Here is a 22,453-nt window from a genome sequence, read left to right on the forward strand (position 1 = left end):
CATGATCGATCCCCGTCTGTTGCGTCTCTACGAACGCGAATTGTCGTATCTGCGCGATGCGGCCGTCGAATTCGGCAAGGAATACGAAAACGCGGCGGGCTACCTCGGACTGAAATCGCCCCAGGAACCCGACCCTTACGTCGAACGGCTGCTGGAAGGCGTAGCCTATCTGGGCGCGCGCGTGCAGCTCAAGATGGAAGACCAGTTTCCCGAGTTCACGCATCATCTGCTCCAGGCCATCCAGCCGCACTATCTCGCGCCGATGCCATCGATCTGCATCGCCGGTTTCGAGCCGCTGGAAGGTGATCCCGCGCTCGAGCAGGGCTTTGCGGTTCCCACCGGGACCGAACTCGTCGCCGAAGCGATCGAGGGTGAACATACGCCGGTCCGCTTTCGGTCGGGGCACGCCATAACGCTCTGGCCGATCAAGGTCGCGCAAGTCGAGTATCTGTCCAGCAGGGCCTCGGCGGCCGCTTTCGGCCAGATCGCCAAGCAGCGGCCCGAGGCGGCGCTCAGGATACGGATCGAAACGCAAGGCGATGTCGATTTCGCCGATCTCGCGCTCGACGCGCTGCCCATCTATCTCGCGGGAAGCGAGCATTTGCCCGGCGAACTCTATCGCCAGTTGATCGGAGACCAGATCGCGGTGCTTGCCGGCTCGCCGGATTCCGCTTCCGGCGACGGCGGCTGGCACCGGCTGGGCGCGATCGAGCAGGTCGGGTTCGACAACGAGGAGAGCCTGCTGCCCGCCGAGCGTCGCAGCTTTCGGGGGTATCGCATCCTTTCCGAATTCTTCGCGTGCCCCGAACGCTTCCTGTTCGTCCGGCTGACGGGGCTCGCCAAACTTGCGGCGATCGGCGGCAAGAGCATCGATATCGTCGTATTGCTCTCCCGCTCCTCGACGCCGCTCATCAATGCGCTGGAACCGGCCAATTTCAGGCTGTTTTCCACGCCGGCCATCAACCTGTTCGAAAAGCAGCTTGGGCGGCTCCAGTACACGACCCGCCAGCATGAATTCCATGTCGTGCCCGATCGGGCCAAGCCGCTGGATTTCGAAGTCTTTCGGATCGGTGAAGTGAATGCCTACACCAAGGACAACATACTCCATCGGCAAGTGACGCCGCTTTTCGAGATCGGTTCGCAACTCTACGACCAGAAGGATGCCTTGTACCACAAGGTGCAGTTCAAGCAGCGCCGACTTTCGACCAAGGAGCAAAGACTGCGGCGCCGCAATGACTACATTGGCACCGAATGCTGGATGACCTTGACGGCGCCGGGTAATCCGGCCCTGCTGGAAGAAGTCGCGGAACTGTCGGTCAAGGGCTGGGTCACCAACCGCGAGCTGCCTACCTTGCTGCGCTTCAGCGGCAGCAATCATTTCGTTGCCACCGGCATCCCGGCCCGGCGAGTCAGCATCCTTCGCTCTCCGAGCACGCCGCGGCCCCCCATGGCCATCGGCACGCTCGATCAACGCCCGTCGCGCGGCAATCCGTTCGTCGAACGCTATCGCGGCGATGCCGCCTGGCGCATCATCGGCCACCTTACTCCCAACTATCTTTCGCTGGTGGAGGATGAGAACGGCGACCCGTCGACCCTGCGCGATCATCTCGCCTTGTACGGCCGCCGCGACGACGCCGCGTCGCAACGCCATATCGACAGTCTTCTGGAAGTCCGGGCCGAACCGATAACCCGGCGCGTGCCCGGCGCGCGCTCGATGTCGATCGCGCGCGGGCACCGGATCAGCATCAAGCTGGACGATGCCGCCTTCGCCAACTCCCGCATGTTCCTGTTCGCCTCGGTGCTGGAACGGTTCCTCGCGGAATTCGCGAGCATCAATTCCTTCACCGAGTGCCATTTCGAAAGTCCGTTGGAAGGAAAGTTCGCGTCATGGCCTCCCAGGATCGGTCGCCGCAAGAGCATCTGACGTATCTGCGCGCCATTGCCGAGGATGTGCGCGGCTTCGGATTGTTCCCGGTGGTTCGCAACGCCGAAGCGCTGGCGAGGGATCTGCCGCGCGTGGGCACGTCCAACGGGCCTTCGCGCGATGTCCTGAAGCTTTCCCAATTTCCCAGTCTCGCCTTTCCTGCGCCGACGATCGAGACGATCGAATTCAAGGACGGGAAGGCCGACATCCAGGGCCTGTGGCTGGGCCTGCTCGGACCGATGGGGCCTTTGCCGACGCATCTGACCGAGTTCGCGGTCTATGAACGGCGATATGCGGGGCAGCGGCCCTTCGGCAGTTGGCTGGATCTCATTTCCAACCGCATGCTTCAGTTTTTCTATCGAGCCTGGGCCGACACCCAGCCTGCCGCCAGCGCCGATCGACCGGGCGACGATCCTTTCGCCTGGTTCGTCGCATGTCTGTGCGGCGCGCTCGACGGGTCGGACGAAAGCGGGGTGCTGCCTTCGGCGGCAAGGCTGCAATATGCCGCCCTGCTGGCATCGCCGCGAAGCGCGGTGGCGATCGAGGATGCGCTGTCGCATCTGCTCGAGCAGGATGTTTCCATCGAGGAATACCAGTCAGCCTGGTATCCGGTCGAGCCATCGGAACAGAGCCGCCTGGGCACGAACTTCTGCACGCTCGGGCAGGATACCCTGATTGGACAACGCATTCGCACCTCGTCCGAGGCGTTCCAGGTCATCATTCGCGCCGGGTCGCTTTCCGACTATCGCAGCCTCATGCCCTCGGGGCCACGGTTCGCCATGGCGCGCGAAGCGCTCAACGCCTTTACGCCCAGCCACCTCAACTGGGAGCTGGTGGTCGAACTGGAGGGCGCGCTTGTCGGCAACGCGAGGGCGGACGGCACTGCACAGCTCGGCTGGACAAGCTGGCTGGGCGATGGCCGTCCGGGTGAAATCCGCCGGGACGTGAAACTGCGAAAGGGCCAGTCGCACAGCCGCAAGGGCAAACGGCCTCACTGAATCGCGATGATGGAGGGCAAGCAATGAGCAAGATTAGCCGGACCAGCCTGTTCGGGCGGCTGGACCAGATCGCGCTGAAGGCCATCGAGACCGCAACCAGCTTCTGCAAGATGCGCGGCAATCCCTATGTCGAGCTGGTTCACTGGGTCCATGTTCTCCTTCAGGACCCGCAAAACGACGTCGCGGCGATTTGCAATCACTTCGGGCTCGACGACGCGCGGCTGTCGCGCGACGTCGTGGCGCGGCTCGATTCGCTGCCGCGCGGTGCGACGTCGATTTCCGACTTCTCTCCGCAGATCGAAGAGGCGATCGAGAAAGGCTGGCTCTACGCCTCCCTGCAGTTTTCCGCTGCTCGCGTGCGAACGGGACATCTGCTCTACGCCATGCTCAAGACGCCGACGCTGGAGAACGCGCTGGTCGGCATGAGCGGCGAATGGCGCAAGGTCAGCGCGGACACGCTTGGCGACCGGTTCGAGGAGATCGTGTCCGGCTCGCAGGAAACGAGCGAAATCACGGCCGCCCCGGCGAACATCGCGGGTGGCGAGCTTGGGTCCGGCGAGGTGCCTGCGCCGGGAGGCGAAAGCGCGCTTGCCAAATACGCCGTCGATCTCACCCAGAAGGCCCGAGACGGCGAGATCGATGCAATCGTCGGCAGGGACCGGGAAATCCGGCAATGTGTCGATATTCTGCTGCGCCGCCGTCAGAACAACCCGATCCTCATCGGCGAAGCGGGGGTGGGCAAGACCGCCGTCGTCGAAGGCTTCGCCAGGCGGCTCGCGGACGGAGACGTTCCGCCCGCGTTAGAAAAGGTCCGTTTGTGCTCGCTCGACATCGGCCTCATGCAGGCCGGCGCCAGCGTGAAGGGGGAGTTCGAGAAGCGGCTGCGGTCGGTCATCGACGAAGTCGAGTCCTCGCCGCAGCCGATCATCCTGTTCATCGACGAAGCGCATACGCTCGTCGGCGCGGGGGGGCAGGCCGGGACGGGAGACGCGGCGAACCTGCTCAAGCCCGCGCTGGCACGCGGACGCCTGCGCACCATCGCCGCCACGACTTATGCCGAATATCGTCAGTATTTCGAGAAGGACCCCGCGCTCACGCGCCGCTTCCAGTCGGTCGACGTGCGCGAGCCCGAAACCGACAAGGCCATCGCCATGATCCGCTCGGTGGCGCCGCTGATGGAAGAGCATCACAACATCGTCGTGCTCGATGAGGCGGTGCGCGCGGCGGTCACGCTCTCGCAGCGATATGTTCCCGCGCGCCAGCTTCCCGACAAGGCGGTGAGCCTGCTCGATACGGCCTGCGCCAGAGTGGCCGTATCGCAATACGCCATGCCGGCCCGTGTCGAGGAGAAGTTGCGTAACAAGCAGATGCTGGAGATGGAGCGCGACATCGCCCGCCGCGAGGTGAACGACGAGTATCGTTCAGCCGATGCGCTCGAGGACCTCGAACGCCAACTGGTGGAAGTCAGCGGCGAGTATGATGCCATCGACGCGCGGTGGGAGGAAGAAAAAGCCCTCTTCGCCAAGGTCATCGAGGCCCGCGATGCCTTGCGCAAGCTGCAGGCTTCAAGCAACGGCAAGGCAGGGGATACGCCAGATGTTCCTGAACCCGCGACCGAAGCGCCAGCGCCCTCGCTCGAAGAGCTGAAGGCAAACCTTGCGTCGGCCGTTGAGGCGATGAAGGAAGCACAGGGAGACGAGCCGATGATCTTCGGCGTCGTCGATGAAGATGCGGTCGCCGCCGTGGTCGGGGACTGGACCGGCATCCCCGTCGGACGGATGGTCAAGAACGAGATCGAAAGCGTGCTGACGATCGCCGATGCACTCAAGACGCGCGTGATCGGTCAGGACCATGCCATGGACGCGATCGCCAAGCGGATTCAGACCACGCGGGCCAAACTGGACAATCCGAACAAGCCCGTCGGCGTCTTCATGCTTTGCGGCCCGTCGGGCGTCGGCAAGACGGAAACGGCGCATGCCCTTTCGGAGCTGCTGTTCTCCGGGGACGATTCGATGATCGTCATCAACATGAGCGAATTTCAGGAAGCCCATACGGTCTCCACTCTGAAGGGCGCGCCCGCGGGTTATGTGGGATACGGACAAGGCGGTGTCCTGACCGAGGCGGTGCGGCGCCGACCCTATTCGGTGGTGCTCCTCGACGAGGTCGAAAAGGCGCACCCGGACGTACACGAGATGTTCTTCCAGGTTTTCGACAAGGGCTTCATGAATGACAGCGAAGGGCGTCTGATCGATTTCAAGAACACCGTGATCCTGCTCACGTCTAATGTCGGCACGGACCTCATCATGTCCATGGCGGAGGACGAGGAACTGAAACCCGAGGCGGACGCGCTGGCCGAAGCGCTGCGCCCCGAGTTGCTCAAGGTCTTTCCGCCGGCCCTGCTGGGGCGTCTGATCCTGTTGCCGTACTATCCGCTCACGCCGACCATGCTATCGCAGATCGTGCGCATTCAGCTTGATCGCATCGGCCGCCGCATTCGCGAAAACCACGAGATCGCGTTCTCCTATTCCGAAGACGTGATCGACCTCATCGTTTCGCGGTGCACCGAGGTCGACAGCGGGGGGCGCATGATCGACGCGATTCTCACCAACACCATGTTGCCCGAGATGTCAGTCGAATTGCTCAGCCGCCAGATGGACGGGGAGCATGTCGCGGCGATCAAGGTTCGCCCCGGCGGTGACGGGTTCGAATATGACTTTTCGGCCGAAAGCTAGCGGCCGATCGCGCGGATCACGCCCTTGCTGGATTCGCTCATCTTCTGAACCACCTGGGTTAGCATGGTCATCATCTGCTGCTGCTGATTCATCATTTCGCTAAGATCGGCCGACCGGATTTTCTGCGGCGTGAGATTGTTCAACTTGAGCCACAAGTCGTTCTTTTGCGTTTCGAGGTTGAACGACTGCGACGAAGACGCCTTGGCAATCGCATTGTGCAGCGCGAGGATGTAGGCCGCCTTCTGGAGCATCGGAGCCAGTTTCGCGAGATCCGACTGCGAAATCTGTATGCCGCCCTTTGCGGGAGCGGCAGGGCCGGGCCCCGTCAATGCCAGATCGGCCAGGACTTTGCCGACCGCCGCTGCGTTGCCGATGTTCATCATTGGTTTATCCCCCTATTCAGGTCATCAATTAACGCTCTTCTTCTTCGCTGATCCTGACTCTGATCAAAGACCGATTGCGATACAAGCGGCATCGGAAAATAGCGCCGGGCTGTCGCTAGTAAAACCAGACCTCCATCTTGCGTTCGCGCCGCGAGCCGCGAACCTCGAAAGACTGGAGGCGGGCCGACGAACCCACCGCTTGAAGGATCAACTGCCGCGACGCGCGACACGGGTCCTTACGGCGGCTTTCACTTTCCTGATTCAGCGAGATCGCCGTGTCCGACACCGCGACGAGCCGTAACCGGCTGGTGCAGACGCGCTCGCCGTTCTCCCCGCCCTCGGACGGAGTCGCATAGGACACCTCGCCGACGATCTCGTTCAACGCACCGCCGGTGATATTGAGCGACACGATGTAATCGTCCTCGGAAAAGTCCTTGCCCTCGGCCAGGCTCTGTCTCTCTCCGAGATACTGGCCCGCCACATCGCCGGTCTTGAAGCGCGCCTCATAGCCGGTAATGTCGTTCCAGTTCGCGCCGACGTATCCGCGAGCATCGGCGAGTTTGGGGTCTGACGCTTTCGCGCAACGCCCGCCTTCGCTGTCGGAGCCCATCGGACCCTGGCAGGCCATGATCCGTCCCGAACCGCAACGCCAGAATATCTGCTGCGCCTCCGACATGGGCGGCATCGCTGTGCGAATCCATTCCGGCGTCGGCTCGCCGACATACGCGTCGTCGAGTGCGTCGACGTCGAGGTAATAGGCGCAATAGTCGACCGGATTATCGAAGCTCGCGCGGACTGGAGCCGGCTCCGGCTCCTTGGCGGCTGCCTCTTTTCGCGAACTGGACTTTCTTTCGCGCCTCTGCGTCGTCTCTCTCCTCGAGGGCGTCTGCTTGGGCTCGACTTTGGGGCGGGAAAAGATCTGCGCCAGCGCCGACGGGGGCGATGCAAATCCCAGGGCCAGAGTCCCGGTCAGGGTCACGATCATGATCAAGATCAGATTTCGAAAACGCCAGGGCCTGCTCATGGGGGTCGCCTCCAGATTCACGGCATCGCTCGGACTTGTCTTGGCGGAGTCGTGACCGGCTTAACAAATCCTGGCGCGCATTGCTTCCTTTCCGGCCGGATTCGTTTTGCCGGTAAACCTGTTTTAGTCCCGATTGGGGAAACCCGAACACAAAAGTCCGCTGGACACGCAAGACGAAATCATTCCGATGGCGCGGAATTCGTGCCGGAAGCGGCGGGTTCCTTCGCCGCCTTGAACCACACGGTCTGGGTTTGCCAGTCGTTGCGCGCGGCGCGAGCGGCGAATTCGGCCTGCCACTTGGCGCCGCGCTGGCCAAGCGGCGGTGCCACGACGGCTTCGGGGAAGGGTCCGTCTCCCGTGATCAGCAGCAGTCCCGACCAGCCTTCGCGATCAAGATCGATCCCCATCCGGTATCGGTCGGGTCCGACCTGCTCGATCAGGGCGAGCTTCTGCTCGAATATCTCGCGAAATTGCGCCTTGTCCCTTGCCAGCATGATGAGTTCGCCGGTCGGCCCCATCGACAGGAGCGCGAAATCCCTGTCGCCCAGGTCGGCACTGAGATTCACGACCGCGTTGGCGGCCAGCTTGCCGGCGAAATTCGATCCTTCAGGCTGGATTCTCATTTCGAACTGCCTTTGCGGCACGGTCAGCCTGCGGCTGCCCCGGTCGCGCACTTGCCGGAACGTATCGAGCGCGGTGCACCCCGCCTGCGAGATCGGGGCGACATCCTCAAAGTTGAGGTTGGCGCGCTCGATGCCGGCTTGGGCGAGACGTCGGGCTATGCCGTCCTGGGCGTCGGCCGGCTTGCCCGAAATGCCGGTGAAGGCGACCGACACGGCGCCCGATCGCTCGCGCAGGTCCTCGACCGACAGCCATGTGCATCGTGTTGCCGGAAGCGCGGCCTCGACCGCCGTACCGGCTCTCTGGACGAGTGATTTCGTGCCTGCGCCCGGGGATGAGGCAGGCGCTCGTTCGGCGGATGCGACCTCCGGCCCCTCCGACCCGTTCGAAGCATACCACCAGGCAGCAGTGCCCAGGCCCAACAGGACGATTGCGCCCAGCGCAACCGGAATCGCCTTGCCGCGCGGTCCGCTCGTCCCCGATCGATTTTTTGAATGGCCGGATACCCGGGGGGCGGGGGGCTCGGGCGTTGGCGTCGCCGGCGGTGGCGGCGGTGAGGTCGGCGGCGGTGGTGGTGCAGGCGGCGGCGTGATCTGCGCCGGTGCCGGCGCCGCCACCGCCACGGGGCCGGATGCCGGGGGAAGGGGAGGCGGAGGCGGGGTGGGCGTTGCCTTGCCGGGATCCGGCGTGGTCGCGGCGCCTGCCATGCCGCGCGCCTCGTCGATAGCCTCCAGCACCGCGGCCATCGATCGCGGTCTGTCCTGCGGATCGGGCTGGAGCATGCGGAACAGCAGCGACTGAAGAGCGGGCGCCAGATCATCGAGATCCGGAACCCGGCGGCGCATTTCAATGGCTTCGACGGGCGTGGCGCCCATATTCACGTTTCGGCCGCGAGCCAGCGCCAGCAGGCAAAGCCCCAGGCTGTAGACATCGGACCATGGACCGACATTGCGGCCGTACTCGCCGAGTTGCTCGGGCGAAACGTAGGCGAGCTTGCCGGCAAAGCCGTCGCCGACGATCGTGCGGGCGCCCGGATTGATGTCCTTGGCGATTCCGAAATCGATGATGCGGGCCTTCTGCAGCTGGCCGCCCGGAAGGAGGATATTGTCCGGCGTAAGGTCGCGGTGGATCGCGCCGCCGTCATGGGCGACCTCGAGTCCGGCGGCGAGGCGCTGGGCGAAGTCCAGGATTTCGCGGGTGCTGGGCCGCATCGCGCGCAGCACGTCGCCGAGATTGTCGCCATCGATGAAGTCCGTGACGAAATAAAGGACATTGAGTTCGGGATCCACGGCGAGCACGCGATAGGGAACGATCGCTTCGTGGTTCAGTCCCGTGAGGATGCGCGCTTCCTTGCGAAACATCTCGACCACGAGAGGATCGGCGGCGAGTTCCGGCAGGATGACCTTGATGGCCACGCGCTCGTCGAGATTGGCGTTGAGCCCTTCATAGACTTCCCCCATCCCCCCCCGGGCGATCAGGCGCTTCACTTCGTAGATGTGATTGAGCACGTCGCCCGGCTGGATGGAACTTCGCTTCGTATCCGCCGCGGGGGGCTCGACCGCCGGGAATTCGGGCGCTTGCTCCGGCGTCTCGGCATCCACGAAGACCGTCCGGTCAGGGTTCGGCTTCGACTCCGGATCGCCGGTCGAACGCAGGGAGTGCCCGCCCTGCGTCCCGGCAAATACCGTGCGGTCCGGCGGCGCCGGACCGCTTGAGGTCTCGGAACCGCCAGCCACGGACCTGCCATCTTGCGCCGGACTCTGCGCATCGGTGGGAGAGACATCCGCTTTCGGCGGCGCCGAGAACCGCGTCGCGTCCTTGTCCTCCGCTGCAGTCTGCCTGTCCTCAGCCGTCAGCGGGCGGGAGGTTTCTGCCTTGCGCTCTTCCTCGCCGGGCCCGTCCTGCGGCTGCTTTCCCGTCATGACACGGCGAGCGCTTGCGTTTGCCGCCAGCGCAGGGGAGCCGTCATTCGGATCACCGTCACAACCGGCCAGGCCGATGCGGCACCGCGACCCTGCCGGGAGCACCGTTCAGAAACGGAGACAGTTCCGTCGAACGCGACCACAGGCCCCTTGTCAGTTTCCGCGATGCGCATGAGCGGGTGAATGCTTTCCAACCTTGTGGCCTGAGTGGCAACTGCGGCGCCGATGGGGCCATCCTAGCAATTCGAAATTCTGCGACAAGTCTCAGTAGTTGCAAAGTTCCCAATGCCTGATTCGGCGCCGCCGGAAGGATTGCCGCGACCGGCGAATATATGAGTGCGCAGGACCAGGGCTTCACCTCGCGCATCTATGCCTGCCTCGCCGCTTCGCTACTTCCATACTCCGCCAGACGTCATCCCCATGGCGGCGATATTGTATGTTCGAGAAGCACTTGCGCCCCGACCGCGAGGTTCATGACGAGGATAGGTCCGGTTCGGCGGATACGACGCCTCGCGCGGCCCCCGGCCCGCGTCATTCCTCGTTGAGATCGATCTGGAATGTCGCGAGGTCGGACAGTTCGGACCTCGGCAAGCCGACCGCATCGAGCCGCGCCTTTTCGACGAGCCGCAGGGCCGCGAGCGCATCGCGCAGGGCGAGATACGAGATCAGGAGCTCCTGCGAGGGGCCATGGTCGAGGCTGTCGAGCGCGAGGCGCGCGAATTCCTGCGCGGCCAGCGCGGCGCGGTGGGTGTTGCTCATCGTGGTCTCTTCCGATCGGATCGGTTCACTAAGTAGTGTTGCGTAGTCATGGCGTGCAAGCGATGGCGCATCGCGGCCGTCCGGATCGTCGAACCGCGGCCGGATGCATCGGCACCGCCGCGCTTGCCTGATCGTCCAGATCGTCCGCGCGCCCGCCCGCGCCGCGGTGACACCGCGCGCGTAGCCGCTTAGCCTTTCGAGTGTGGTGGCGCAGGCCGCGAACGTAACGATAGGGAAGGATGCGGATGAGCACGAAAGGCGTTTTCGCGGGCGTGCGCGTGATCGAACTGGCGCAGTACGTCTACGTGCCGGGGGCAGGGGTGATGCTCGCGGACCAGGGGGCCGAGGTCATCAAGATCGAAACGCTTGAAGGCGATCCCTATCGCTCGCTCAAGATCGGAATGAGACGCGAACTCGGCGGGATCAACATCTCGATGGAGCAGAACAACCGCAACAAGAAGAGCGTCGCGCTCGATCTCAAGTCCCGCGAAGGCCGAGAGGCGCTCCTGCGGCTCGTCGAGACGGCGGACGTTTTCCTCACCAGTCTGCGGCCCAAGGCGATCAGCGCGCTCGGGCTCGATGTCGGGGACCTTCGCGCGCGCAATCCCGCGATCATCTACGTGCGCGGCAACGGCGTGGGCTTTCGCGGCGCCGAGGCCGACCGTCCGGGCTATGATGCCTCGGCGTTCTGGGCGCGCGGCGGTGCGTGCCACGCCTTCACCCGCCCCGGCGAACAGCCGACCAGCCCGAGGCCCGCCTTCGGCGATCACACCGGCTCGCTGGCGCTCGCTTACGGGGTGGCGGGCGCGCTCTACAAGCGGGCGATGACCGGCGAGCCCTCGGTTGTCGAGAACTCGCTGCTCGCAACCGCCTGCTGGGTGCTCTCGGGCGACCTCACCATGACGCAGATGCCCGGCTATGCGACGCATCCCGCGACGCCGGTCCGCCGGCCCCTCACTTACACTTACGCGACGCGCGACGGGCGCCGCATCCAGCTCATGATCCTCAATCCGGCCCCGCGCTGGGAGGCGCTGTGCCGCGTCCTGGGGCTCGAGGCGATCATCGACGATCCGCGCTTCGCCGCCGACGATGCGCGCAATGCCAACGCGGACGCGCTCATCGCGCTGTTCGCCCAGGCCTTCGCCCAGCGCGATTTCGCGGAGTGGAAGCCGCAACTCGAGGCGATCGACATCCCCTGGGAGCCGATCGCGACGATCGAGGACCTCGTAGCCGACCCGCAGGTCGAGGCCAACGCGATGATGCAAGATCTCCACGTCGAGGGAACCGCACTGCGCGTGGTTGCCCCGCCCACCGCGTTCGACGGCGAAGCGATCCACGGCTCGCCCCGCGCAGCACCGGCCCTGGGACGGCACACCGAGGACATGCTCGCCTCGGTCGGCTACGGGCCCGACGAAATCGCCGCATTGCGCCAGGCCGGCGCGGTGCGCTAGTCTTGGCGAACCCGCGGCGGATCGCCGGCCCCTGCGACTCCGCAATCCTTGACTTTCTAGGGACGTCCGGCTAGTTGACGGGTTTCCCGAAAACACAAGTTTACCGGAGTGCCCATGGCGCGCGTTACTGTCGAAGATTGCGTCGACAAGGTTCCCAACCGTTTCGATCTCGTCCTGCTGGCCGCCCAGCGCGCGCGTGAGATCTCGGGGGGTGCCGAACTCACGATCGATCGCGACCGTGACAAGAACCCGGTCGTCGCCTTGCGCGAGATCGCCGAACAGACCGTGGTCCCCGCCGAGCTGAAGGAATCGCTGGTCACGTCGATGCAGCGCGTTCTTCCCGAGGACGACGACGAGATGGACGAGATCGGTTCGCTCAGCCAGTCGGCCGAGGCGCTGCGCATCACCGCGTCGGCCCCGACCCGCAACACGTCGATCGGTGCCGACTACGACGGCTGATCCGGCGCGGGGCGATCCGGCGTGGCGAAAAAGGCCCGAACGCTCCCTCGCATAGCAGGACGCAAGACACCCAAGTCCACTGCCGGCGCAGCGGGCTCGAGTGCGACTATTGCTGTCTACAGCGTGAAAGGCGGGGTCGGCAAAACGACCATCGCAGCCAACCTTGCATGGTGCTCGGCCGAACTTTCGGGACATCCCACGCTGCTGTGGGATCTCGATGCCGCGGGAGGTTCGGGGTTCCTCTACGGGCTTGAGCCCAAGGGATCGAAGCTGGCCGAGGATGTCTTCTCCAAGGAGCGCCCGGCCGAGGCGCTGATCCGAGAGACGTCGTATGACATGCTCGACATCCTGCCCGCCGACGAATCGATCCGCGCGCTCGACGCGCAGCTCATGCAGATCGGCAAGCGCAAGCGCCTGGCCAAGCTGACCGAGGGGCTCGCCGAACGCTATACGCGTATCATTCTCGATTGCCCGCCGGTGATGAACGAGCTGAGCTCGCAGGTCATCCGCGCCGCCGATCTCATCATCGTGCCTCTGCCGCCGTCACCGCTGTCGAAGCGGGCGTTCGACATCGTCGTGCGCGAGGTCGCGGGCACCGGCAAGCGCCATCCGCCGATCCTGCCGGTGTTCTCGATGCTCGACCTGCGGCGTGGTCTGCACCGCGAAGCGCGCGCGCAGAATCCGGACTGGCCCGCCATTCCCTATGCCAGCGCGGTCGAGCAATGCGCCGCGCAGCAGCGGCCGGTCGGCGAGATCGCCGCGCGCAGTTCGGCGGCCGGCGGTTTCAACGCGCTGTGGCGCGCGATCGAACGCAAGCTCGCCCAACTCGGGAAATAGGCGATCGTCGCCGGGCGGGGCGGTAAATTCACATTGCGCCGCACAATGGCCGTTCAGGCGGCTGTTCAGGGGTGTCGCTTGACGCTAGCGTGCTGTCACGATGAGCGATATCGGTGAGGGAGTCGGCGGGGTCATCGAGGGGGCGCTTCTGGGCGGCGCGGTCGAGCGTGAGCGCGACGGAGCCGGCGATGCGGGGCACACTCACGAGACGGCCTGCCTCAATTGCGGAACGCCGCTGGCGGGCCCCTATTGCCACCGCTGCGGCCAGGGGGCGCACCTGCATCGCAGCATCGGCGCGATCTTCCACGACCTGCTGCACGGCGTGCTGCATTTCGAGGGACGCACCTTCAACACGCTGCCGATCCTCGCGTGGAAGCCGGGAGAACTGACGCGGCGCTATATCGACGGCGAACGCCAGAAGTTCGTCTCGCCGATGGCCATGTTCCTGTTCTCGGTCTTCGTGATGTTCGCGGTGTTCCAGATCATGGGTATCTCGGCGACGAGCAACATGGCCAGCATCTCCGGCGCGGAGCAGGTTCAGGAGGCCGAGAAGAAGCTTGTCGATCAGCGCAAGGACCTGGCCGAGGAACTCGAGGACCAGGACCTTTCCGGCGAGGAGCGGGCGAGGATCGCCGAGAGGGTGGAGAAACTGGACGCCGATATCGCGGCGCTGCGCACGCTGCCCATTTTCCAGGAGGGCGCCGGACGGGAAACGCAGGGCTGGCACTCGGGCTGGAAGCGGCTCGACAAGGGCATCGAGAAGTGGCGCCACAACCCAGGGCTAATGCTCTACAAGCTACAGACGAACGCCTACAAGTTTTCCTGGTTGCTGATTCCGATATCGGTGCCGTTCGTGGCGCTGGTGTTCGCGTGGCGCCGGCGCTTCGGCTTCTACGACCACGCGGTGTTCGTGACCTATTCGATCGCGTTCATGTCGCTGATGGGCATCCTGGCCACGATCGTCGGCAGCTTCGGAGTGCATCCGAACTACGTGCTGTCGACCTATTCGATCATCGCTTTCGTGCACATCTACCGGCACCTCAAGGGCACTTACGAACTTTCGCATTTCTCGGCCCTGTGGCGCACCATCTATCTCATGATGGCGATCACCACCTTTATTCTGCTGATCTTCGTGATCGCACTGATCATGCTCGGACTGGTCGGCTGAGCCGACGGAACGCTCAGATTTCCCAGGACAATTCCTGCGCTACGGGGCCGGGCGCCTCGTCGAGCGCTCCGGCATCGACGCAACGGTTCCTGCCGGACCGCTTGGCCATGTAGAGCGCCGCGTCGGCCTCCGCGATCCATCCCTCCGGGCTGCCAACGAAGCCCGAAAGGCACGAGAGGCCGAAGCTCGCCGAGATGCCGCGGCCGGATAGCTCGGGCATGTGGAGCGACGCGATCGCCTGCCGCAGGCGCTCGGCGCAGGCTCGGGCGTCCGCGCGCTCGGTCTCTGGCAAAAGAATCCCGAATTCCTCGCCGCCGATCCGGCCGAGCATGTCGGAGGGACGCAGCGTCTCTTCGGCCACTTGTGCCACCCGGCGCAGAACGTCGTCGCCAGCCGGATGGCCGAAAGTGTCGTTAATCGACTTGAAGTGGTCGATATCAAACAGCAGCAGCGCGCCGGGCCGGGCATAGCGCGCGAAACGGTCGATCACGCGCTTCGATTCCTCGACGAAGGTGCGCCGGGTGACCGCGCCGGTCAGTGCGTCGTAGCGCGCGATGGTGCGCAGTTCGAGTTCCTCGACGACCAGCGCGGCGAAGCGCGCGAGCAGTTCGATCTCGGCGGGGTCGAATTGTCGCGCGACGGTGTCCATCGCGCAGAGCGCGCCGAGATTATAGCCGTCGGGCGTGGTCAGCGGCACGCCGAGATAGCTCGACAGGGTGCCCTCCGTCACGAACGGGTTGTCGCTGAAGCGCAGGTCGCGCCTGGCGTCGGGGACGACCAGCGGCCCGGTCGAGGCGATGGTATGCTGGCAGAACGAAGCGGATCGCGGTGTCTCGGCGACGTCGAAGCCCTGACGGGTGTGAATTCGCTGGCGATCCCCGTCGATGAAGGTGACGGCACACATCGGAACCCCGAGCACGGCCTTCACCAGCGAAGTGATCCGCTCGAAGGGCTCGATGCGCGGCTCGGAGATATCATAGCGCTCGAGCGCCGCCTGCCGGCCTTCTTCGTCTTCCAGTTTGAATTGCAACATGATCGTCCGGTCGAAAGTTGGCGACCCTCATGCGGAATAAGGATCAATACGTAGTAAACTTGCCCAGGCCCTCCGCGGAGATTTTCAAGGCGGCATCCGATCATCGACCGCGCCTCGACCATGCGAAAAGGGCCGCGGCATTCCAGCCACGGCCCTTCTTGTCACGTGCGCGGCGAGAGGCGCTCAGGCGCCCTGGGGCGTCGCGCCACCGCCGGAGAAGCGCTTGCCGGCTTTCGGGATCGAAGAGCCCGATTGCGCGGCGGGTCGCGCCGGACCGCTCGGCTCGTCGGGGCGGTCGATCTTGCCGCCGTCCATCAGCGCCTTGATCTCATCGCCGGTAAGCGTCTCGTATTCGAGCAGCGCCTTGGCGAGCGCCTCGAGCTTGTCGTTCTGCGTGGTGAGGATCTGGGTCGCGCGGCGGTGCGCGTCTTCCACCAGCACGCGGATCTCAGAATCGATCAGCTTGTTGGTCTCGTCCGAGGCCATCAGCCGCTGCGAGCCGCCCATGCCGAGGTAGCCTTCCTGCTGCTCCTCGTACTGGAGCGGGCCGAGCTTGTCGGACATGCCCCACTTGGTGACCATGTTGCGCGCGAGGCTCGTCGCGTACTGGATGTCGGACGAGGCGCCCGAGGACACCTTGTCGTGACCGAAGATCAGCTCTTCGGCGACCCGGCCGCCCATCGCCACCGAGAGGTTCGCAAGCATCTTGTTGCGGTGGTAGGAATAGCTGTCCCGCTCGGGCAGGCGCATGACCATGCCCAGCGCGCGGCCGCGCGGTATGATCGTCGCCTTGTGGATCGGGTCGGACGCTTCCTCGTTGAGGCTGACGATCGCGTGGCCCGCCTCGTGATAGGCGGTCATCTTCTTCTCGTCGTCGGTCATGACCATCGAGCGGCGCTCGGCGCCCATCATCACCTTGTCCTTGGCGTCCTCGAACTCCTGCATCGCGACGAGGCGCTTGTTGCGCCGTGCCGCGAGCAGGGCGGCTTCGTTGACGAGGTTGGCCAGGTCCGCGCCCGAGAAGCCCGGCGTGCCGCGCGCGATGACACGCGGATTGACGTCCGGCGCGAGCGGCACCTTCTTCATGTGCACCGCGAGGATCTTTTCCCGGCCGTCGATGTCGGGGACGGGGACGACGACCTGGCGGTCGAAGCGGCCCGGGCGCAGCAGCGCCGGATCGAGCACGTCGGGCCGGTTGGTCGCGGCGATGATGATGATGCCTTCGTTTGCCTCGAAGCCGTCCATCTCGACCAGAAGCTGGTTGAGCGTCTGTTCGCGCTCGTCGTTCGAGTTGCCGAGGCCGTGGCCGCGATGGCGGCCGACCGCGTCGATCTCGTCGATGAAGACGATGCACGGCGCGTTCTTCTTGGCCTGCTCGAACATGTCGCGCACGCGCGACGCGCCGACGCCGACGAACATCTCGACGAAGTCGGAACCCGAGATGGTGAAGAACGGCACGCCCGCCTCGCCGGCGATGGCGCGCGCGAGCAGGGTCTTGCCGGTGCCGGGCGAGCCGACCAGCAGCGCGCCCTTGGGGATCTGGCCGCCGAGCTTGGAGAAGCGCTGTGGATCGCGCAGGAACTCGACGATCTCCTGCAGTTCCTCGCGCGCCTCGTCGATGCCCGCGACATCGTCGAACGTGACTCGTCCCTGGCGCTCGGTGAGCATCTTGGCCTTGGACTTGCCGAAGCCCATCGCGCCCGAACCGCCGCCCTTCTGGACCTGGCGCAGCGCGAAGAAGGCGATGCCCAGGATCAGCATGAACGGCAGTGCCTGGATCAGCACATAGGCGATCCAGTTCGGTTCCTCGGCGGGCTTGCCGGCATAGTCGACGCCGTTGGTCTGCAGCAGTTGCGGCAGGCTGGTGTCGTTGGGGATAGGCACCGTGCTGAAGGTGTCGCCGTTCTTGTACTTGCCGACGATGCGATCCTCGCCGATCTGCACTTCCTGCACGCTGCCTTCGGCAACCTTGTCGCGGAAGTCGGAATAGCGGATCGACTGGCCCGCGTCGGTGCGCGATCCGAACATCGAAACCACCATGAGCAGGGCGAGGAAGATCCCTCCCCACACCAGCAGGCTCTTCATCCAGGGATTGCCGTTCGGCTGATCGTCGTTCATCGTGTGGCTAAACCGTCCTATTGCTGCCGAATATGTAGGCGCGGGTGGCTGAATGGCAAGTTAGCACAGGCATTAGCAAACGTCGCCTGCGCATCGGGCCCGGCCCTCGCGCGAAGGTTTTCGCGGCGGATGGCGGACCACGCCAAAAATCGGCGCCCTGCCTGGCGCGAAAAAAATCACGGGAGAGAGCGATGGGGGCACGGCCGGGAGCCGCGACGGAATGGCGGCGCTATGGAACGGTGCCGCTGGCGGGAGCGATGGGCTATTCCTGCGCCTCGCTGATGAGCTACGGCTTCGGCCCCTTCGTGGCGGCGATTGAAGCGGAGTTCGGTTGGTCGCGCGCCGTTTCGATGTCGGGCATTACGGTCACCTCGCTTTTCGCGATCGTGTTCAGCGTGTTCGCGGGGCTGGCGATCGACCGGTTCGGCCCGCGCCGGGTCGGCATTGTCGGCGTCATCCTGATGTGCGGCGCGTTCTCGCTGCTCTCGACCGCGACCGGGACGCGGCTCAACTGGACGCTGCTGTGGCTGGGCATCGCGGTGGGCATGATCTTCGTTCAGGCCAACGCTTGGACGAGCGCTGTCGCGAGCCGGTTCGACGCGGGGCGCGGATTCGCCATCGCGGTGACGCTGGCCGGGTCCTCGGTCTGCGCGATCCTCGCGCCGCTGATCGCCTCGTGGCTCATGGCCGATCGCGGCTGGCGCTTCGGCATCGCCGGGCTGGGTCTGATCTGGCTGGCGCTGACCTTGCCGGTGGTGCTCGCGCTGTTTCGCGGGCGTCAGGAAGAGGAAATCGCGGCGCGCCGCTCAACGGCGGAGCGCGGCGAGCCGGCCGCGGCGGCGCTGCCCGGCCTCTCGGTGCGCGAGAGCCTGCGCTTGCCCGCGTTCTGGATCATCGCCTTCGGCAATCTCGCCTTCGTGTTCTATTCGATGTCGATCGCCCCCAATCTCGTCGCGCTGCTCGGCACCAAGGGCCTTTCGTTCGAGGCCGCCGCCGCGACCGCCTCGCTCGTCGGCGTGGTGAGCCTCGTCGCGCGCCTTTCGGCCGGCTTCCTGCTCGACCGCCTGCCCGCGCATCTCGTCGCCACCGCGATCTTCCTGCTGCCGGTGGCGAGCGGGGCGCTGATGCTGCTCGATGCGCCCGGACCGGTGGTGCTGGGCCTCGCGGTCGCCGGGTTCGGCGCGACGATCGGGGCCGAGTACGACGTCGTTTTCTACCTCGTCTCGCGCCACATGGGACTGCGCCACTTCGGCGCGCTGCTCGGCGCGATGCTGATGGCGGGCGCGGTGGGCGGCATCTTCGCGCCGGTGGTCGCGGGCGGGCTCTACGACACGACCGGCAACTACGACCTCGTGCTGATGATCCTGATGGGCGTCATGGCCGTGGGCGCGACCGGCATGCTGCTGCTCGGCCGCCCCCGCGACGAATGGCCGCAGGCCTAGGCGCGCTCGAGCAGGATCTCGCGCAACGCCGCGATCTCGCCGGGCGCGACGCCGCGTTCGGTGAGATAGCCTTCGGCCGAGCCGCAGCGCGCCTCGATGCTGTCGAGGAAGGCCGAGATGTACGGCGCACGCGCGGCGCGCAGCGCGTTCATCACCTCGGGCGACAGTTTCGCATAAGGCGAGGCGGCGCCCGGCCGCTCGCCGAAGGCGGTGGTGAGGTCGACGGCGCGCTCGGTCATGGTGAAATCGGCGACGATCGTCTCGCGTGGCACGCCCAGTACCGCCAGGACGAGCGCGGCGGCGCCGCCGGTGCGATCCTTGCCCGCCGTGCAGTTGAACGCGATCGGCACTTCGCCCGCAGCGATCATCTTGACGAGCTGGACATAGGCGGGCGCCTGCTGGAAAGGCAGTTCGCGAAAGCCGCCGGCCATCACTTCCTCGGCATGGGCCTCGCTTTCGATGCCCTGCTCGACCATTTCGTGCAGCCGCCCGAAGACTTCGTTGTGGTCGCGGCACCAGTAGGTGATTCCGGCCACGCGGCACCATGCGTTGGGATCGCGCCGCTGCTCGCGCGCCGAGCGGAAATCGACCACGGCGCGAATGCCGAGCGCCGCGAGGTGATCGTAGTCGGCCTGCGTCAGCCGCGCCATCGAGCCCGAGCGGTAGAGGTGCCGCCACTTCAGCCGGCGACCGTCCCGCGTCGCGTAGCCGCCCATGTCACGAAAGTTTATGCCGCCCTCGAGCGGGACCAGCCGGGCCCTGACGTCCTCGTCCATGGCCTCAGCGCGTGAACGCGGCGGGGCCGGAGGGGCGGATGTAGCGCGGCATGGCGATACCCTGCGCCTTCGCGACCTCGAGGATCGTCGCCTCCATCGAGCCGGCGTGGCTGGTGTCGATGTAGTTGCCCTCGTCGTCGAAGTTGATGTTGACCCCGCTCACCACCATGAAGCCCTCGACCGCCTCCTCGCCTTCGGGAATGACCAGCGCGTGGACCGAGCCGGGCGGTTCGTAGAGGTAGCTGCCTTCACGCTGCACGTCGTCGGGATACTCGGCGTAGTGCCAGCGGCCCTTGGTGGTGAAGAAATGCACTTGGCCGGTGTGGAAATGGCGGGGCAGGCGCGTTCCGCCGCCGTAGCGCGCATAGAGCACCCAGACCCCGGCGCCCGCGTCCATGTAGAGCGGCCAGAGCATCATCCCCGGGAAATAGGCGCCGAAATCGATTCCCGGCTCGTCGTGAATGTTCACCGAGAGCAGGCGATCCTGCTCGTGGACGGCGTCGGGAAGGGGCATCGTCTCTCTCCTCTCGCGCCGTCCGATTCGAGCGGCGTTCAAGCCTTCACTAGCTGGTAGTCGCCCGCCGCGTCGACCTGTGCCTTCCAGCCGGGATAGACGACGATCGTGGTGAAGGTCTCCTCGATGATCGCCGGGCTCATCACTTCCATGCCGGGTGCAAGGTCCTTGCCGAGATAGACGGGGGTGTCCTTGAAGCCGTCGCCGAGGTTCGCGCGGCGGCTCTTGGCGGGCTTCGGCTCCACGCCCGAGGCGGAGAAGCCCGCGACGACGCTCGGCGAGGGAGTGGCGACGTGCGCGGCGAGGCGCACGCCCGAGATTTCGGGCACCTCGTGCTCGCGGATATGGTTGTATTCGGCCATGTGACGCTGGTTGAACAGCTCTATCGCCCTCTCGCCGAAGCCGTCGTCGACGAAGGAAAGATCGCCCAGCTTCACTTCGGACTTGAAGTCGAACGAGAGCGAGAAGTTCTGCCCCGGATAGCGCATGTTGAGCTGATAGTTCACCCGGATCGTGTCGGCGTCGAAGCGGGCATCGGTGAAGTACTTGCGCGCGCGCGTCGACAGATCACCCCAGAGCTGGCGGATTCGCTCGAGATCGAGCGCATGGGCCGAGGCGATGTAGCTGCGCTCCTCGTCGATCGTGGGATCGGCGACGAGCGTGCCGAGCGCGGAAAAGGTCGGGCTCGCCTTGGGCACGAGCACCTTTGTGATGCCCAGATCCTCGGCCTGGATGGCGGCGAAGGCAGGGCCGTTGCCGCCGTAGGCCAGCATCACGAGATCCTTGGGATCGATGCCCTTGCCCGCCGTCGTGCGGCGCACGCCCTGGCTCATGTTGGCGTTGACCACGCGCCAGCAGTCGAACGCGGCATCCTCGGCGCCGTAGCCCATCTCGTCGCCGATCGCCTGGAAGGCCTCGGTGACGCCCGCCTTGGTGAGCGTGAACGATCCGCCGGCGAACCCCTCGTCGGTCGAAAGGATGCCGAGCATGACGAGCGCGTCGGTCACGGTCGGCTCGGTGCCGCCGCGGCCGTAGCAGATCGGGCCCGGCTCCGAACCCGCCGAGCGCGGGCCGACCTCGAGCGCGCCCGCGTTGACGTGGCAGATCGAGCCGCCGCCCGCGCCCAGCGTTTCCACCTTCACCATCGGCACGCCGATCAGGTAGCGGTGGTGCATGTTCCAGCCGGCTTCGGCCGGCGCCTCGCCGTCGACCACGAGGCTCATGTCGTAGCTGGTGCCGCCCATGTCGACGCACAGCAGGTTGGGATGGCCCTTGGCGGTGCCGGTGTGCGCCGAGCCGATGACGCCGCCCGCCGGCCCCGAGGCGAGCACGCGGATCGGTGCGCCGTCGATGTATTCCTTTGTCATGACCCCGCCGGAGGCCTGCATGACCATGAGCTGGTTCTTGTAGCCGCCTTCGACCAGACTGTGCACGAGCCGCTCGAGATAGGCGATCACGCGCGGGCCGACGTAGGCGTTGACGATCGTCGTCGACGTGCGGTCGTATTCGGGCGCGCGGGGCAGGACTTCGTGGCTCGCCGAGATATAGGCGTTCTGGATCTCCTGCGTGACGATCTCCTTGGCGCGCCGCTCGTGCTCGGGATTGACGAACGAGAACAGGAAGCTGATCGCCACGGCCTCCACGTTCTGGAGGCGCAGCTTGCGGCAGGCCTCGCGCAGCGCGTCCTCGTCGAGCGGCTTGTGCACGCTGCCGTCGTGCAGGATGCGCTCGGGCACGGTCAGGCGGCGGCGGCGCGGCGTGATCTGCGGCGGGGGAGCAAGACGGACGTCCCAGATGTCTTCCTTGAAGCCGCGGCGGTACTCGATCTCGTCGCGGAAGCCCTCGGTGGTGATGAGGCCGGTGAGTGCCCCGTTCATCTCGATCAGGGTATTGTCGGCCACCGTCGTGCCGTGGACGATCGCTTCGCACTGTCCGAGAAAGTCGCCGAGCGAGAGGCCTTCCTTTTCGGCCAGTACGCCCACGCCCTCCATCACGCCGACCGACCGATCCTCGGGCGTCGAGAGGTTCTTGTGCAGTATCACCTGCTCACCCTTGAGCAAGGCGAAGTCGGTGAAGGTGCCGCCGATGTCGATGCCGACGCGATAAGTCATATCCAGTCCCCCTCGCGGCAAGCCTTGGCCCGCCGCCCTCATCTCTCATTCGTCGCCCTGAAAGTGTTTCAGGGTCTGTTTCCTTGCGCGCCACCGCGCCGGGAGGCGCAATGGCCGCGAAATCCGATCGGCATGACGGAACCCCGCCGAACCGCCGCCTCGCGTTTGCTGTCCGGATGAT

At 65.4% G+C, this 22,453-nt stretch carries 17 protein-coding genes; 8 read left to right on the forward strand and 9 right to left on the reverse strand.

Translation table 11 applies throughout. The annotated features are described in order from the left end of the window. The first annotated feature begins 1 nt into the window (after window position 1). The 3 genes from tssF to tssH are packed head-to-tail and all read left to right on the forward strand — an operon-like array spanning window position 2 to window position 5,654. Entirely contained in the window at window positions 2-1,924 is a 1,923-nt protein-coding gene (tssF, locus tag B2G71_RS03160; protein WP_098104274.1) for a type VI secretion system baseplate subunit TssF, read from the forward strand. After that, complete coding sequence (gene tssG, locus B2G71_RS03165) at window positions 1,888-2,922, forward strand: type VI secretion system baseplate subunit TssG (RefSeq protein WP_098104275.1); 1,035 nt, start codon at window positions 1,888-1,890, stop codon at window positions 2,920-2,922. Before tssF ends, tssG begins: the two co-directional genes overlap by 37 nt. A gap of 23 nt (window positions 2,923-2,945) precedes the next feature. Further along, the gene (gene tssH / locus B2G71_RS03170; protein ID WP_098104276.1) at window positions 2,946-5,654 is read left to right on the forward strand and encodes a type VI secretion system ATPase TssH; all 2,709 of its coding nucleotides are present in this window, start codon (window positions 2,946-2,948) and stop codon (window positions 5,652-5,654) included. On the opposite strand, the gene B2G71_RS03175 is transcribed toward tssH, so the two are convergent. From B2G71_RS03175 to B2G71_RS03190, 4 genes are all read right to left on the reverse strand, one after another. Then, entirely contained in the window at window positions 5,651-6,037 is a 387-nt protein-coding gene (locus B2G71_RS03175) for a hypothetical protein (RefSeq protein WP_098104277.1), read from the reverse strand. The two genes, tssH and B2G71_RS03175, sit on opposite strands and share 4 nt — an antisense overlap. 115 nt (window positions 6,038-6,152) lie before the next feature. Further along, window positions 6,153-7,082, reverse strand: coding sequence for a hypothetical protein (locus tag B2G71_RS03180; protein ID WP_141521484.1), 930 nt, complete (start codon window positions 7,080-7,082; stop codon window positions 6,153-6,155). 158 nt (window positions 7,083-7,240) lie between these two features. After that, complete coding sequence (locus B2G71_RS03185; protein ID WP_098104279.1) at window positions 7,241-9,604, reverse strand: serine/threonine-protein kinase; 2,364 nt, start codon at window positions 9,602-9,604, stop codon at window positions 7,241-7,243. Window positions 9,605-10,135: 531 nt separating this feature from the next. Further along, window positions 10,136-10,363, reverse strand: a complete 228-nt coding sequence (locus B2G71_RS03190) for a hypothetical protein (protein WP_098104280.1) — start codon at window positions 10,361-10,363, stop codon at window positions 10,136-10,138. A gap of 245 nt (window positions 10,364-10,608) precedes the next feature. Here B2G71_RS03190 and B2G71_RS03195 point away from each other — a divergent pair, with 245 nt between their 5' ends. From B2G71_RS03195 to B2G71_RS03210, 4 genes are all read left to right on the forward strand, one after another. Next, on the forward strand, window positions 10,609-11,814 hold the full coding sequence (locus tag B2G71_RS03195) for a CoA transferase (RefSeq protein WP_098104281.1): 1,206 nt from the start codon (window positions 10,609-10,611) through the stop codon (window positions 11,812-11,814). Between the two features lie 114 nt (window positions 11,815-11,928). Next, window positions 11,929-12,273 (forward strand): DNA-directed RNA polymerase subunit omega, encoded by a 345-nt coding sequence (rpoZ, locus tag B2G71_RS03200; RefSeq protein WP_098104282.1) that lies wholly within the window; start codon window positions 11,929-11,931, stop codon window positions 12,271-12,273. A 51-nt stretch (window positions 12,274-12,324) separates the two neighbouring features. Then, window positions 12,325-13,110: a ParA family protein gene (locus tag B2G71_RS03205; RefSeq protein WP_276306901.1), complete on the forward strand. Its 786-nt coding sequence runs from the start codon at window positions 12,325-12,327 to the stop codon at window positions 13,108-13,110. Window positions 13,111-13,210: 100 nt separating this feature from the next. Beyond that, window positions 13,211-14,278: a DUF3667 domain-containing protein gene (locus B2G71_RS03210; protein WP_098104284.1), complete on the forward strand. Its 1,068-nt coding sequence runs from the start codon at window positions 13,211-13,213 to the stop codon at window positions 14,276-14,278. A gap of 13 nt (window positions 14,279-14,291) precedes the next feature. Here B2G71_RS03210 and B2G71_RS03215 read toward each other — a convergent pair whose 3' ends face one another. Both B2G71_RS03215 and ftsH read right to left on the reverse strand, forming a co-directional pair. Next, window positions 14,292-15,311 (reverse strand): sensor domain-containing diguanylate cyclase, encoded by a 1,020-nt coding sequence (locus B2G71_RS03215; RefSeq protein ID WP_098104285.1) that lies wholly within the window; start codon window positions 15,309-15,311, stop codon window positions 14,292-14,294. Between the two features lie 183 nt (window positions 15,312-15,494). Further along, window positions 15,495-17,429: an ATP-dependent zinc metalloprotease FtsH gene (ftsH, locus tag B2G71_RS03220; RefSeq protein ID WP_098104286.1), complete on the reverse strand. Its 1,935-nt coding sequence runs from the start codon at window positions 17,427-17,429 to the stop codon at window positions 15,495-15,497. Window positions 17,430-17,620: 191 nt separating this feature from the next. Here ftsH and B2G71_RS03225 point away from each other — a divergent pair, with 191 nt between their 5' ends. Further along, the gene (locus B2G71_RS03225) at window positions 17,621-18,871 is read left to right on the forward strand and encodes an MFS transporter (protein WP_098104287.1); all 1,251 of its coding nucleotides are present in this window, start codon (window positions 17,621-17,623) and stop codon (window positions 18,869-18,871) included. Here B2G71_RS03225 and B2G71_RS03230 read toward each other — a convergent pair. Genes B2G71_RS03230 through B2G71_RS03240 form a run of 3 tightly spaced genes read right to left on the reverse strand, consistent with a single transcriptional unit; the run spans window position 18,868 to window position 22,272 of the window. Continuing rightward, the gene (locus B2G71_RS03230; protein WP_098104288.1) at window positions 18,868-19,647 is read right to left on the reverse strand and encodes a tyrosine-protein phosphatase; all 780 of its coding nucleotides are present in this window, start codon (window positions 19,645-19,647) and stop codon (window positions 18,868-18,870) included. The two genes, B2G71_RS03225 and B2G71_RS03230, sit on opposite strands and share 4 nt — an antisense overlap. 4 nt (window positions 19,648-19,651) lie before the next feature. Beyond that, the gene (locus tag B2G71_RS03235) at window positions 19,652-20,161 is read right to left on the reverse strand and encodes a 2,4'-dihydroxyacetophenone dioxygenase family protein (protein WP_098104289.1); all 510 of its coding nucleotides are present in this window, start codon (window positions 20,159-20,161) and stop codon (window positions 19,652-19,654) included. A gap of 38 nt (window positions 20,162-20,199) precedes the next feature. Beyond that, the gene (locus B2G71_RS03240) at window positions 20,200-22,272 is read right to left on the reverse strand and encodes a hydantoinase/oxoprolinase family protein (RefSeq protein WP_098104290.1); all 2,073 of its coding nucleotides are present in this window, start codon (window positions 22,270-22,272) and stop codon (window positions 20,200-20,202) included. Window positions 22,273-22,453 lie beyond the last annotated feature (181 nt).

Source organism: Novosphingobium sp. PC22D, from assembly GCF_002556635.1.
In the GTDB taxonomy this organism is placed as follows: domain Bacteria; phylum Pseudomonadota; class Alphaproteobacteria; order Sphingomonadales; family Sphingomonadaceae; genus Novosphingobium.

What these genes read in the sequence shown, in the direction of transcription:
- tssF (WP_098104274.1), top strand. Translation starts at nt 2, where the DNA reads ATGATCGATCCCCGTCTGTTGCGTCTCTACGAACGCGAATTGTCGTAT.
- tssG (WP_098104275.1), top strand. Translation starts at nt 1,888, where the DNA reads ATGGCCTCCCAGGATCGGTCGCCGCAAGAGCATCTGACGTATCTGCGC.
- tssH (WP_098104276.1), top strand. Translation starts at nt 2,946, where the DNA reads ATGAGCAAGATTAGCCGGACCAGCCTGTTCGGGCGGCTGGACCAGATC.
- B2G71_RS03175 (WP_098104277.1), bottom strand. Translation starts at nt 6,037, where the DNA reads ATGATGAACATCGGCAACGCAGCGGCGGTCGGCAAAGTCCTGGCCGAT.
- B2G71_RS03185 (WP_098104279.1), bottom strand. Translation starts at nt 9,604, where the DNA reads ATGACGGGAAAGCAGCCGCAGGACGGGCCCGGCGAGGAAGAGCGCAAG.
- B2G71_RS03190 (WP_098104280.1), bottom strand. Translation starts at nt 10,363, where the DNA reads ATGAGCAACACCCACCGCGCCGCGCTGGCCGCGCAGGAATTCGCGCGC.
- B2G71_RS03195 (WP_098104281.1), top strand. Translation starts at nt 10,609, where the DNA reads ATGAGCACGAAAGGCGTTTTCGCGGGCGTGCGCGTGATCGAACTGGCG.
- rpoZ (WP_098104282.1), top strand. Translation starts at nt 11,929, where the DNA reads ATGGCGCGCGTTACTGTCGAAGATTGCGTCGACAAGGTTCCCAACCGT.
- B2G71_RS03210 (WP_098104284.1), top strand. Translation starts at nt 13,211, where the DNA reads ATGAGCGATATCGGTGAGGGAGTCGGCGGGGTCATCGAGGGGGCGCTT.
- B2G71_RS03215 (WP_098104285.1), bottom strand. Translation starts at nt 15,311, where the DNA reads ATGTTGCAATTCAAACTGGAAGACGAAGAAGGCCGGCAGGCGGCGCTC.
- ftsH (WP_098104286.1), bottom strand. Translation starts at nt 17,429, where the DNA reads ATGAACGACGATCAGCCGAACGGCAATCCCTGGATGAAGAGCCTGCTG.
- B2G71_RS03225 (WP_098104287.1), top strand. Translation starts at nt 17,621, where the DNA reads ATGGGGGCACGGCCGGGAGCCGCGACGGAATGGCGGCGCTATGGAACG.
- B2G71_RS03230 (WP_098104288.1), bottom strand. Translation starts at nt 19,647, where the DNA reads ATGGACGAGGACGTCAGGGCCCGGCTGGTCCCGCTCGAGGGCGGCATA.
- B2G71_RS03235 (WP_098104289.1), bottom strand. Translation starts at nt 20,161, where the DNA reads ATGCCCCTTCCCGACGCCGTCCACGAGCAGGATCGCCTGCTCTCGGTG.
- B2G71_RS03240 (WP_098104290.1), bottom strand. Translation starts at nt 22,272, where the DNA reads ATGACTTATCGCGTCGGCATCGACATCGGCGGCACCTTCACCGACTTC.